7 protein-coding genes are annotated in these 13124 nt (G+C 63.2%); 3 read left to right on the top strand and 4 right to left on the bottom strand.

Annotated features, from left to right (window positions below):
• Positions 1-106: 106 nt before the first annotated feature.
• Positions 107-2380, top strand: coding sequence for a TonB-dependent receptor (locus SC1_RS14255; protein ID WP_193749179.1), 2274 nt, complete (start codon positions 107-109; stop codon positions 2378-2380).
• A 33-nt stretch (positions 2381-2413) separates the two neighbouring features.
• Complete coding sequence (locus SC1_RS14250) at positions 2414-4114, top strand: sulfatase-like hydrolase/transferase (RefSeq protein WP_062182944.1); 1701 nt, start codon at positions 2414-2416, stop codon at positions 4112-4114.
• 23 nt (positions 4115-4137) lie between these two features.
• On the opposite strand, the gene SC1_RS14245 is transcribed toward SC1_RS14250, so the two are convergent.
• The 4 genes from SC1_RS14245 to SC1_RS14230 all read right to left on the bottom strand — a co-directional run bounded on the left by SC1_RS14245 (position 4138) and on the right by SC1_RS14230 (position 10297).
• A complete protein-coding gene (locus SC1_RS14245) occupies positions 4138-5676 on the bottom strand; it encodes an AMP-binding protein (RefSeq protein ID WP_062182941.1) in 1539 nt (512 codons plus the stop codon).
• A gap of 14 nt (positions 5677-5690) precedes the next feature.
• Positions 5691-6812 (bottom strand): DUF5938 domain-containing protein, encoded by a 1122-nt coding sequence (locus tag SC1_RS14240; RefSeq protein WP_062182938.1) that lies wholly within the window; start codon positions 6810-6812, stop codon positions 5691-5693.
• Positions 6813-6841: 29 nt separating this feature from the next.
• On the bottom strand, positions 6842-7612 hold the full coding sequence (locus SC1_RS14235) for a glucose 1-dehydrogenase (protein ID WP_062182936.1): 771 nt from the start codon (positions 7610-7612) through the stop codon (positions 6842-6844).
• An 87-nt stretch (positions 7613-7699) separates the two neighbouring features.
• Complete coding sequence (locus SC1_RS14230) at positions 7700-10297, bottom strand: TonB-dependent receptor (protein ID WP_238586704.1); 2598 nt, start codon at positions 10295-10297, stop codon at positions 7700-7702.
• A 179-nt stretch (positions 10298-10476) separates the two neighbouring features.
• Between SC1_RS14230 and SC1_RS14225 the strand changes: the two genes are divergently transcribed.
• Entirely contained in the window at positions 10477-13110 is a 2634-nt protein-coding gene (locus SC1_RS14225) for a LuxR C-terminal-related transcriptional regulator (RefSeq protein ID WP_193749178.1), read from the top strand.
• Positions 13111-13124 lie beyond the last annotated feature (14 nt).

Here is a 13124-nt window from a genome sequence, read left to right as displayed (position 1 = left end):
CTTGCTCGGCTCAAAATATATCAATTGATACATAATGAAGACGGTCATGGAGTCGAGAAGCGAAAATGCGCCTTTCGACCGGTGGCTGCGAACGAGGGAGAGAGGGATGAAACGCCACCATCGAGCCGTAACGGCACTTGCCACCGGAGCCCTGATGATGGCTGCCGCCGTCCCGGCGGCGGCACAGGAAGCCGAAGCGACCGGCGCGAATGATGCGACCAGCGCGGCGGGCAGCGAAGATATCATCGTCACCGCGTCGCGCCGTCCGCAAACGCTGCAGGAAGTGCCGATTTCGGTCGGCGTCGTCACGGGTGCCGCGATCGAGCAGCAGGGGCAGCGCCTGTTCACCGACCTCCAGTCGTCGGTTCCCAATCTTCAGATCGACAATACCAACGGCAATTACGCGATCACGATCCGCGGGCTCGGATCGGGCGCAAACAATCTGGCATTCGAACAATCGGTCGGTCTGTTCGTCGACGGTGTCTATTCCAGCCGCGCGCGTTCGCTGCAGGTGCCGTTCCTCGACGTCGAACGCATCGAAGTCGTTCGCGGGCCGCAGGGCGCGCTTTTCGGCAAGAACACAAATGCCGGCGCGATCAGCATGGTGACGCGCCGGCCGACCCGGGATTTCGAGGCCGAGTTCCGCGCCGGCACCGAACTCGCCGAAGGCGGCATGAATTTCAGCGGCTATCTGTCGGGCCCGATCAGCGACACGCTGAGCGTCCGGCTGAGCGGCGGCGCAGGGCAAGCGGATGGCTATATCGAAAACCGGCTGACGGGGTTCGACGACAATGGCTCGAAATACCGGTCGGGGCGTGCCCAACTCTTGTGGGAGCCGAGCGACGATCTGGAGGTCCTGTTCAAGGTTGAGGGTTTCCGGAACGAGATCAACGGTTCGAACGCGGTCTACAACAATATCGGCAACGCCAACTGCAACCTGTGCAACGTCATTCGAAACGCCAGCGGCGGTGCGGCGGCGCAGGACAAGCCTGGTTTTTGGCGGTTCAGCCGCGGCTTTCCTAAGGAATATGACGTAACCAAATCGCGGACCGGCGCAATGACGGTCAACTGGACGCCGGGCGATTGGACGATCGGGTCGGTCACTGCCTATCAGGCCGTGGATTCGGAACGGACATTCAACACCATTCCGGGGCCGATCAATCTGCTCAATACGCTGCAGGCCGAGGAGAGCAGCCAGTTTTTCCAGGAATTGCGCGTCTCGCGCGACGTCGCGGCGGGCATCAATCTCGCGTTCGGCGCCACCTATACCGATGCCGATCTCGATATCCTGCAACTCATCAGTTACAACGGCAATCTGGTGGGGACGACGTTGCCTCAGGCCGAAGGGAAGCGCGGCTTCACCCAGACTTCCTGGTCGCTTTCGCCCTTTGCAATCGTCGAGGCGGAACTGACCGATGCGCTGACCTTCAGCGGCAGCCTGCGCTACAGCTACGAAAAAAAGGAAGCGCGCGGGACCAGCACCAACGTCGGCCCACGCATCCCCGCGAACAATCTCGACTTCGACATCACCGGCAAACGGACTGAAAAGCTTTGGGATTATTCGCTGCGTCTTCGCTATGAATTCAGCCCGCAGGTCTCGACCTATGTCAGCTATGCGACGGGAACGAAGGGTGGGGGCTTCCTGTCGAACGACGGCCTGCTGCTGTATAACATCCGCAACAACAACGGCCGGTTCGACTTCGACGACGAACGGGCGCGGGCATGGGAACTTGGCACCAAGATGCGCTTGTTCGACCGCCGGCTCGACCTCGACATCGCGCTGTTCCGCACGCGTTTCGCCAATCTTCAGGTCTCGTCGTATAACGGCACCGCCTTCATCACCGGCAACGCTGCCAAGGCGACCGCGCAGGGTGTCGAGGTCGAGGCCCGCTATCGTCCGAATTCGGTCGTCAGCCTCGGCGCGACAGGGGCGTATCTGGACGCGAAATATAATGACTATCCAGGCGGTCCCTGCCTGTACAACGCCCCAGCGACCTGCACGCCCGCGACGAACAACCTTTCGGGCGTGCGCCTGACGCGCGCGCCCGAATGGAAGGCGTCGGGATATGTGCAGTTCGACGTGCCGGTGAGCGATCACCTGATCGTCAGCGCTCGCGGCGCCGCCGACTACACTTCGACCTCCTATTTGCAGGGTGACATGAACCCGCTGAACGCGCAGCCGGGTTATACCAAGTTCGACGCCCGCCTCGCGATCCGCAAGGAAGACGGCGCCTGGGAACTTGCGCTGGTCGGGCGCAACCTGACGAACGAGGTGACGTTCAGCCAGGCGATCAACACGCCGCTGCTGAACGGGAACAGCCATGTCGTGATGATCAATCCGCCGCGGACGGTCAATCTCGAGGCGGTTCTTCGCTTCTAGCCAATATGGATTTTGACATGGAAAGGTCGCGAGATGGTCTGGACTGTTGATCGCCGCACATTTGTTGGCGGCATGGGCGGGGTCGGGGCACTCGCGGCGTCAGGCGCGCGGGCGAGCGCGCGCGGGGCGGACGGACGCAGGCTCAACGTCCTGATGATCGTCACCGATCAGGAGCAGAGCATCGCTAGCTTTCCGCCCGGATTGCTGGAAAAATTGCCAGGGCACCGCGAACTCATGGCGCGCGGGCTGCTCGTCGAAAATTATCATGTCCAGACGACGCCGTGCAGCCCGTCGCGCTCCACGATCTTCACCGGGCATCACACACAGCGCACCGGAATCTATCTGAATTCGAGCGGCGCCGACGATCCCGTGCTGCCTACCGACCTGCCGACGCTTGGCCATATGATGCGCGCCGCGGGATATTACACCAGTTACAAGGGCAAGTGGCACCTCTCGCCCATCAACGAAAAGCGGAACTGGAATCAGGTGTCGGGCATGATCTATCCCGCCACCGAGAAGGCCATGGAGGAATATGGTTTCGACGATTACGGTTTCGACGGAGAGGCGGTCGGTCTGACCTGGGACGGATACCGGCACGACCAATATATCGCGGCGGACGCTTCGCGCAGCATCCTCGACTTCAAGGGGCAGGGCAAAGCCGGGGGCAAGCCGTGGTTCATGGTGGTCGGTCTGCTCAATCCGCATGACATCATGTTCTATGACGCGACTGGAAAACAGACTGAGACGCGCGCGCACCCCTATCTTCTGGGCCCACTTCGCCGCGAACCGGGCGACCCGCTCTATGCCGAAGACAATGGCTTCGAACTTCCCGCGAGCTTCTACCGCGACGATCTGAGCGGAAAGCCCGAGGCGCACCGGGCTATCGCAGCGTCGAATGTTCGCACCTATGGAACGATGGATATTGACGACGAGGCATCATGGCGCCGCTTCCGTAACTATTATTACAACTGCATCCGCGACGTCGACCGCCGGATCGGTCAGCTTTTGTGGGCGCTCGAGACGAGCGGCCAGCTTGAGAACACGGTCATCGTCTACACCTCCGACCATGGCGAGCGTGCCGGGGCGCACGGGATGCGGCAAAAGGGCGGCACCATCTACCGCGAAGAGACCAACGTGCCGATGATCATCGTCCACCCCGACGTTCCAGGAGGCCGCCGTTCCCGCCGCCTGATGAGTGCGATCGATATCGCGCCGACGCTGCTCGCGCTCGGCGGCAAGGATGCGGGCTGGCGGAAAGAACATTATCCGGATCTGCCGGGCGTCGATGCGACGCCGCTGCTCGCCGATCCCGAGGCGCGGACGGAGCGCGACATCCGGGGACATCTGTTCAACTATGCGGTTGCCTATGGCTGGGCCCCAAAGGCAGGCCAACCTGCGACCGCTCCATTCACTGACCGTTTCGACCTGTCACGCCGACGTTTGCACCGCGGCGTCCACGACGGCCGCTGGAAGTTCGCGCGCTATTTTGCGCCCGAGCATCATCAGCACCCGCGAAACTGGAAGGAATTGTCGGGGAACAACGACCTGGAACTATATGATACGCAGGCCGACCCGAACGAATTGATCAATCTTGCGTCGCGTCCGGATCAACGGCGCAACCTGTTGCGCCTGAATGCCATGGTCAATGCGCTAATTGCCCGAGAGGTCGGAAGAGACGACGGAAGGGAATATCCGGGACCGGTGGATCTATATAATCGCGCCTTGCCCATCTGAAACGGCCGACCGCTACCTATCGATCAGACTTCATCGCCCAATATCTGCGCCCGAATTTCACGTTTCAGGACCTTGCCTACTTTCGATCGCGGCAGGTCGGGCCAGATTTCTAGTTCCTTCGGCGCCTTGACGCTGCCGATTGCCGTTTTGACATGCGCGATGATCTCGTCCGCACCAGCGCTTTGTCCTGTGCGGAGCTGGACGACTGCGCACACGCGCTCGCCCCATTTGTCGTCGGGCAGGCCGAACACCGCGCCGTCCTGAACCGCCGGATGCGACAGCAGCGCTGCCTCGACCTCGGCCGAATAGACGTTGAAGCCGCCGGTGATGATCATGTCCTTGGCGCGGTCGACGATATAGAGGAAATTGTTGGGGTCGAGGTAGCCGATGTCGCCGGTGCGGTGCCAGCCGTTCAGCGTCGCCTCTGCGGTGGCCTCCGGGTTCCGGTAATAGCCGTCCATCACCAGGCTGCCCTTGACGACGATCTCGCCGCGCTCGCCCTGCGGCAATTCGCTGCCGCCTGCATCGACGATCGCGACGCGGACGAGCGGCCCGGGCTTGCCCGCCGACGACAGGCGATGGCGCGCGACGGATCCGTCGGGGTTCAGGTGATCCTTCGGCGCCATCATCGAAATCATCATCGGGGCTTCGGTCTGACCGAAGAGCTGCGCCATCACCGGGCCAAGCTTGTCGATCGCTTCCTCCAGCCGCGCGGGCGATATCGGAGCGGCGCCGTACCAGAAGCACTGCATCGCCGAGAGGTCGGTAGCGGGCAGCGCGGGATGGTCGAGCAGCATGTAGATGAGCGTCGGCGGCAGAAAGCTGTGCGTCGCGCGGTGCCTTGACGCCAGCGCCAGAAATTCGCCGATATCGGGGTATGGCATGATCACGATCTCGCCGCCATGCGCCATGATCGGGAAAGCGAGCACCCCGGCCGCATGGGTGAGCGGCGCCATCGCCAGATAAACGGGCCGGCCCTCGAACGGATAGCCCATCAACGTCAGTGCGGTCATCGCCTCGAGATTGCGATTGGTGAGCATCACGCCCTTGGGATGCCCGGTCGTGCCGCCGGTGCCGGGAAGCATCGCAAGGTCGCTGACGGGCGCTGCCGTGAATGGGACGTCGGCGACGCCCGCCAGCCACTGGTCGAGCGATGGTGCGAAGGGCTGTTCGGCGTCGAGGCAGACGAGCAATTCGAGTTTCGGCAGCTCCCTTCGCAGCACATCGACGAGGTCGGCGAACTTCGAATGAAAGAACAGCGCCGCGCAGTCGAAATTGTCGAGCACGAAGGCGTTTTCGGCCGCTTCGTTGCGCGGGTTGATCGGGCACCACACCGCGGCGGCGCGCGAAATCGCGAAGACGCAGGCAAAGGCGACGGGGTCGTTGCCCGACAGGATCGCAACATGCTTGCCGGGCACGATGCCCGCCGCGTGCAATCCGCGCGCGACGCGGTGGGTCAGAGCTTGCACCTGCCCATAGGACAGGCTTTCGCCGTCCATCGTCAGGCAGGGGGCATCGGGACCCAGCGACGCCCCCTTGTCGAGCCAGTCAACCAGCCGCATCGCCACGCTCTCCCTCAATCGTCGACCGTGACGATCGGCTTGAGCACCAGTCCGAACTGGCGCAGCACGCCGAGGATTTCATGGTGACCGAACGCCTGACACGCCGATGCGAAACCGACGCGGCGTGGCGGCTGCTGGAGCAGGTTCATCGCGCACCAGGCCTGCATCAATCCCGTCTGCTTGTAATTGCTATTGCCGTGGATCAGCACATGCGCGCGGCCGAGCGGGCCGGAGGCGTGGACCGAATCGATGCTGGTGTTGAGCCGCGGATTTTCGCGCGGCGGCATGTCGCCCTGCACCGATTCCGCCATCTTCGCGAGCGCCGCTTCCTGTTCCTTGAAGGGGAGTGGCTTGATGTCGGTATCGATCATCTTGGTCATCGCGACGACATTGTCCATGACCTCGCGCGCAAAGACGCCGCCATAGACCTTCACGGTCGAAACGCGCGGATCCTGCTTGAACCAGATCGGGTGCGAGGTACCGCCCCACGGCAGGGTCAGCGCGGTGGCGTGCTGGCCCGGCACATGGCATTCGGTCGCGGTCAGCGTCGGCCATTGGACATATTGGTTGTTCTCGAGATAATACCAGTCGGCCTTCAGGATCGTGAAGATCGTCTGGACCGAGGCATAGGTCGGGAAGCCCTTCCACAGCACGAGCATGTCGAGCGTATCGAGCCCGGGCGCCTGTTCGAGTGCGATATTCGCCGCAATCTCGCCGGTCGTGTACATTTGCGCAACGCAGGGAGAGAGGAGCAATCCCTTCTTCGCAAAGGCGTCGCCCCATTTTTCCTGTGCCAGCAGCATCCAGTCCTGCTCGCCGGTGGTGTCGAGATAATGGACGCCGGCGGCAAGGCAGGCCTCGACCGTCTCGGGACCATATTTGATGAAGGGCCCGACCATGTTGCACACGACCTTTGCGCCCTTGAACAGCTTGGTCAGTGCCGCGACGCTATGCTCGACCTCGACGACCTCATAATCGGCGGTCTCGATGCCGGGGACCTTGTCCATCACCTCCTGCACGCGTTTCTTATCGCGCCCGGCGGCGATGAAAGGGATGCCGAGTTCGCGTAGATATTCGCAGACGAGGCGGCCGGTGTAGCCCGAGGCGCCATAGACGATGACCGGTTTCTTGCTCATTTCCCAAATTCCCTCTGAATGATTGGCCCTCAAACGGCCGTGTAGCCGCCGTCGACGATCAGTTCGCTGCCACACATGTAGGCGGCGTCGTCGCTGGCGAGGAAAAGCAGCGGGCGCGCAATCTCGCGCGTGGTCGCCATGCGGCCGAGCGGGATCGCGGCGGCTGTTGCGGCGGCGAAGCCCGCCGCTTCGTCGCCGAGCGCGCCGACCGCGTCGGCAACCAGCTTGGTCTCGCAATAGCCGGGGTGGAGCGAATTGATCCGCACCGGCCAGCCCTTGCGCGCGCAATCGACCGCGACCGCCTTGGTCAGCATCGCGACGCCGGCCTTGCTGGCGTTGTAAGCGGGGAAGAGCGGCTCGGCGACGTTCGCGGCGATCGAGGCGACGTTGACGATCACGCCGCCCTTATCCTTCATCGCCTCGATGCCGGCGCGAACGCCGAGGAAGACACTCTCCAGATTGACGGCCATCAGCCGCTGCCATTCGGCGAGATCGGTATCGACGACCGATTTCAGGAAGCCCATTCCAGCGTTGTTCACAAGGATATCGAGCTTGCCCTCGCGTGCGATGACGTCCGCGACCAGTGCGGCCCACCCTGTCTCGTCGGCGACATCCTGCTTTCGGGCTTCGGCCTTGTGACCGTCGGCGCGGATCGCGGTCGCCGCCGCTTCGGCTTCGTCGCCATCGATATCGGTGATCGTTACAGACGCGCCTTCGCGAGCGAACTCCTGCGCGGCTGCCAGTCCGATCCCGCGCGCGGCGCCGGTGATCAGCACGCTCTTACCGGTAAAACGCATCATGACATGCTCCAAAATTATGGGGTCAGCAACAAATCGGGGACGGCGGGCTGAGGGAGGGGGCGCCCGCCGGTCCCCTGGCGTCGGCGATCAGAACTTGAACGTCGCCTCGACGCCGTAAGTGCGCGGTGTCCCGCGGTTCAGATAATCGAGCCCGAAGACATCGATATTGAGGCCGTAGGTGTAATAATATTTGTTGGTCAGATTCTTGACCCACGCGCTGACCGACAGATTTGCGTTCGCCTGATAGGTCAGCCGACTGTTGACCAGCCAATATCCCGGATTGCCGCAGGTAAAGGCGACGCCCGCGGGGCGAACGGCCCCTGGCGCTCCGGGGCGATCGCAGGGATCGAGCCCGTAATCGCCAAAGGCGTCGAAATAATATTTGCCCATATAGCTCGCGTCGCCGCGCAGGGTCAGCTTGCTGTCGCTTTGCTCGAAAATATCCCAGTCGAACCCGGCGTTGAAGGTGACCTTTGGCGCGTTGGGGAACGGGTTGCCGTTCACGTTGCGCGTGAATTGGGTCGCCGGATCGTTCGGGTCGACGACATTGCCCTTATATTTGCTGTTGAGATAGCCGAAGGCCGCATTGAGCTGCAGCCCATCCATCGGAACGACGGTCAGCTCGGCCTCGCCGCCCCAGACGCGGCCGTTGGCGCTGCGCGTAAACGTCGTCGCGCCGACGACCTGCGTCGTCTGCTGGTTCGAATAATCATAATAGAAACCGGCGAGGTTGAGCTGGACGCGGCGATCGAGGAACTGGGTTTTGATGCCGCCTTCATAGGCGTTCACCTTTTCGGGCTTGATATAATAGACCTGATTGGTTCCCTGATAGGCGAGGCCGTTGTAACTGCCGCTGCGATAGCCGCGGCTATATTGCAGATAGCCCATGATATCGTCGGCGAACTCATAGCTGATGTTCGCGCGACCGGTCAGGCGGTTCGCCTTTTCCTGCATGTTCATCTTCGGCAAATTGGGGTTGTAGGTGGCCGAATAGGGGATCAGATTGGTGGCTGGCGTTACCCCGTCGAGCGCATAGATGAATGTGCTGCCGTTGCGGAACTGGACCTTGTCCATCGTGTAGCGGAGACCGACGGCGACGGTCAGTCTGTCGGTCGCCTTCCAGGTCAGGTCACCATAGATGGCCTTGGATGGGCGGCGGACGTCGAAATTCTGTTCGCCCAGGATCGGGCCAAAGGGTCCGGCGCCTGCGGCCAGACATCCTTGATAATAGGCGCCGCCCGCCGGAAAATTGCCCGTGTTGTTGATCGCGGCGTCGGTCTGGTACGCGACCAGCGTGCGGGCATCAAAAAAGCCGTTCGGGTTGACGACGACCGGGGCGCAGAAGCCCGGCGACGTCGGGGTGAGCGTCGGGTCGAGCGCGAAGGCAGGCAGGGTGCGGATGGAGTCTGGGGTGCCGATAGCGGCATTATTGTAACCGCCCGGAACGCCGAGCCCCAGCAGCATCGGCCGGAGCGCCCCAAAGAAGTCTGGTTGATTCCGGGTCTTGATGGTGTCCCGACCATAATAGAGCCCCCCGACGAAATCGATGCTGTCGTCGGAATAGTTCAAGCGCAGATCTTGGTTGAAATTCTTGCTCGTGCTATTGAATCGGATCGAGCACACGTCCAGCGGCGAACCGTCGCAATCATTGGGGGAAATGCTGTATTTGCCGGTGTCATATCCGGTGATCGAGGTCAGCGTGAAATAGTCGTTGAGTTCCATCGCGATGTTGAGCGCGACACCTCTGGATGAGGAGAGCGACTTGCCGCCCTGATCGGCGGATACCTCATTCTTCCCTAGCGCGCGGCCACCGTTCTGGGCCGGATTGAAGCGCGAATAGCCCACAATATCTTCGCCATTCGCGAACTGGCCGAGCGAATAGGCGTTGGCCGTCCACGGATCGTCCTTGGCGGCATAGGCCTTGAGGTTGATGTCGAGCGTGTCGCTGGGCTTCCAGCGCAGCGAAATGCGGCCCGCGATCGAATCGGTGGTAGCGACTTTTCGATCCTGCGCCGGATTATATTGCCAGCCACCGCCCTTCGCGACGGTTCCGGCCACGCGCACACCCAACACGTCGGGGATAAGCGTCTTGTCGAAGCCGCCTTCGATCGTCTTGGTGTTATAATTGGCATAGCCGAGCGTGAAATAGCCTTCGTCGCCCGACAGTCCCGGCCTTTTGGTAAAGAAGCTGATCGCGCCGCCGGTCGTGTTGCGGCCGTAGAGCGTGCCCTGCGGTCCGCGCAGCACCTCGACGCGGTCGATGTCGTAGAGCTGCCCACCATGGCTGGCGCGGAAGCTCTGATAGACTTCGTCGACATAGACGCCGACCGGGGACGCCGTGGACGCCGAAAACTCATTGGCGACCGAAATTCCGCGCAGCGAGAAGTTCGGCTGCGTCTTGCCATAGGGTGTCGAGATTTGCAGGCTCGGTACCGCGCCCATCAGGTCGGAGGTCTCGTTGATCCCGCGTGCCTCCAAAGCATCGCCGCCGATGGCCGAGACCGCGGCGGGAACGTCCTGAAGATTCTGCGCTCGTTTCTGTGCAGTTACGACGATTTCGGCGATCCCGCCGCTGTCAGAGGTTCCGCCGTCTGCGGGCGGCGCTTCCTGCGCCGACGCGGCAGCGGGCCATCCGATCAACATGGTGGTGGACAGGCAAGTCGCCAGAAAAGCCTTGTTGGTCACGCTTTCTCTCCCGTCGTTCGACCCCGTTCTGTGCGGCGTCTTCGTCAACGGACGCTATGGCGCGCGTCCGTTCGGCGACAGGCAAGGCGGCGGGGGGAGCGATGGGGGGGATGCGCAGCTCTGCTTGCCCCCGGAAGTTCAAGGCACTAGCCTTGGCGCAACAATTCGGAGGACAGCGAATGACCGTCCAGCCGGGATCGAGGACAGAGCCCACAGCCCTTTTGCGCGCGGTGCCGAGCGACGGCATCATGCCGCCGCCCGGCCGCCAGTTCGTGCCGCCGCGCTTTCCGGCCGACCTGGCCGGCCTCGACGGGCAGCGACGCTGGCTCGATCGACTGGCGGAGCATGAGGCCTGCGCGGTGCAGGCCCCTGCGGGCTATGGCAAGAGCGCCTGGTCTGCGGCGCTTTTCGCCGAGGCGCAGGCCGCTGGCTGGCGTACGGCCTGGTTGACGATCGATGCCGACGGCCATGCGGATGCCGCGGGGCTGCTGTGCGGGGCTTTTGCCTATGCGCACGATGAAACGGCGACCGCCATGGAAATTGCCGACGCTCTCGCCATGCGGATCGACGCGAGCGACCGGCCGTTTCTGCTTGTCCTCGACAATGCCGATCGGCTCATAGACGCACGCGCGCATGCTATCGTCGAATGCTTGATGCGACATCCACCTGCGCATTTGCGGCTGCTTCTGGCGAGCCGGGCACAGCACGGCATCGCGCTGGGCGATGCCCCGGCGCGGGGCGTGGTCCTCGCTATAGGTCGCGCCGAGCTCGGCCTGTGCGACGCCCATGTACAAGGCTTTCTCGACCGGGCGGGCGTGCCGTTCGATGCGCGCGAGGTCGCGGCGCTCAATCGCTTCATCGAGGGCTGGCCCGCCGCGCTGCGGTTGCTGGCCCGGCAGCCCGACCGGCTCGCGGCCATGGTTCGGGAAAGGCAGTGGGACGCGCTCGCGCGCTGTCTGATGCCGCTCGTCGATCCGCCGGTCGACGCATTGCCCGCGTCAGCGGCGCAATTGCTGCGACGTTGTGCCGTGGCGCCCCGCCTTGATGCCGATCTGTGCCGCTTGCTGGGTGGCGACGGCGCGGTGACATTGAGCGAGCTGAGTAGCCGAGGCGTATTTCTGGAGCCCTTGGAGGACGGAGGCTATCGCCTGCATTCGGCGGCGCGCGCCGCGATGGCGCAGCGTTTCGGAACCGACGAAGTGGCGCAGTTGTGCCGTGTCGCCGGACGCCATTACGCGAGCCGCGGGATGATCGGCGAAGCGATCGATCAGATGTTCGCCTGCTCCGATCTGGCCCAAGCTGCGGCGCTCGTTGCCGATGCCGCTATGCCGATGATCGAACGGGGCGATATCGGCCGGGTTCGTGACTGGATCGATCGTTTGCCGCCCGAGATGATTGCGGGATCGTCGGGGCTGGCGCGCGCTGCAAGCTGGCTGGCGGTGCTGCAGGCCGGCGATCTTACGAAGCAGGACGCTATGGACGCCGCAGAGGCGCGGGTGCTCCACCTGCTGCACCGCGCGCATGGCGGAGATAGGCCCGACGAGGTGATCGAGGCCTGCGACCGAACTCTGGCAGACCCCACCGGCTTGCCTGATTTTGCCGTGAACATCGTCCGTGCAACGCTTGCGCTCGGCGCGTTGCGGCGCGGCTTGTTCGGACTGGTCCACGATGCCGTGCGGCCGCTGATGCTGCACGGCGCTGGACGGACACTTGACCTGCCCGGAGCTCTCGCTGCAGTTGCGAAAGCGGGTGTTTCGCGCGCTCAGGGGCAGCTTGGCGAGGCCGAACGATTGCTACGCGAAGCAAGAGCGCGGCTGCACGATATCGGGCTGGCGTCGGCGCTGATCGACGCAGCGCTTGCACGCTCCTGCTACGAGCGTGACGCCTTCGAGGCTGCGGCGGACCTGGCCGCCGGCGCGTTGCCGCACCTTGAACGAAGCGCTTTTCAGGACGCGCTTGTCCATGCTTTTCTCGTCGCCATTCGCGTGGCGGCGGGAGCGGGGCGGGGCGATACCGCCGCCTCGCTGATCGACCGCGCCGAACTGATCGCATTCGCGCGCGACTGGGCACCGCTCAAGGCGCTGTGTATTGTTGAGCGAGCGCGGCTTCGTCTGCCGCAAACGATCGATGCCGAAGCGGTCGTTGCGATCGGCGACGAGGAAGGGGCGGCGCTCGACCCGCTCTCGGCGTCGGCGCGCGCCTTTGCAATCCTCTCCGAGATGCGCGCTTATGAAGCGATTGCGAGCGGCGACCGTCCGCGGTTGACCTCGGTCGCGGAGCGACTGCTACGGCTCGCGTCGAACGGCGACGATGCCGAACTGCGCGCCACCGCGACGCTGTTCAACATCCTACCGCAACTGAGTGGCCGCTGCGACAAGATGGTCGAACTCGAAACCGTGCGCTTCCTCAATCACGCCGCAAGCTCCGGATTCCGGCGGACGATCGTCGATGTGCTCGACGTCACCGGTGTCCGCGCCGTGCAGAATTTCTGCAGCGAAGCTTACATGTCCGACTGCTTTCTCGGGTTACTGAAACTGGCCGAACCGTCGCGCCACAATCCCGCGCTCGAAGGCGGATACAGCGCCGCCCCGGGCGAGGCCTTCTCTTTCCTTACCGAGCGTGAGATCGAGATTCTGAGCGCGCTCAATGCGGGCGAATCCAACAAGGAGATCGCGCGGACGTTGCACCTCGCGCCCGAAACCGTGAAGTGGCATCTCAAGAACATCATGCGCAAACTGCGGGCGGGCAGCCGGGAAGAAGCGGTGGCGAATGCGGCGACGCTGGGACTGAAACTGATCGAGCACCAAAGCTGACGTTTTGGCGCTTT

Source organism: Sphingopyxis sp. C-1 (assembly GCF_001047015.1).
Classification (GTDB): Bacteria; Pseudomonadota; Alphaproteobacteria; order Sphingomonadales; family Sphingomonadaceae; genus Sphingopyxis.
This window is presented reverse-complemented; position numbering and strand designations above follow the sequence as displayed.

Coding starts and splice junctions, on each gene's coding strand:
- SC1_RS14245 (WP_062182941.1), bottom strand. CDS start 5,676: ATGCGGCTGGTTGACTGGCTCGACAAGGGGGCGTCGCTGGGTCCCGAT.
- SC1_RS14240 (WP_062182938.1), bottom strand. CDS start 6,812: ATGAGCAAGAAACCGGTCATCGTCTATGGCGCCTCGGGCTACACCGGC.
- SC1_RS14255 (WP_193749179.1), top strand. CDS start 107: ATGAAACGCCACCATCGAGCCGTAACGGCACTTGCCACCGGAGCCCTG.
- SC1_RS14225 (WP_193749178.1), top strand. CDS start 10,477: ATGACCGTCCAGCCGGGATCGAGGACAGAGCCCACAGCCCTTTTGCGC.
- SC1_RS14250 (WP_062182944.1), top strand. CDS start 2,414: ATGGTCTGGACTGTTGATCGCCGCACATTTGTTGGCGGCATGGGCGGG.
- SC1_RS14235 (WP_062182936.1), bottom strand. CDS start 7,612: ATGATGCGTTTTACCGGTAAGAGCGTGCTGATCACCGGCGCCGCGCGC.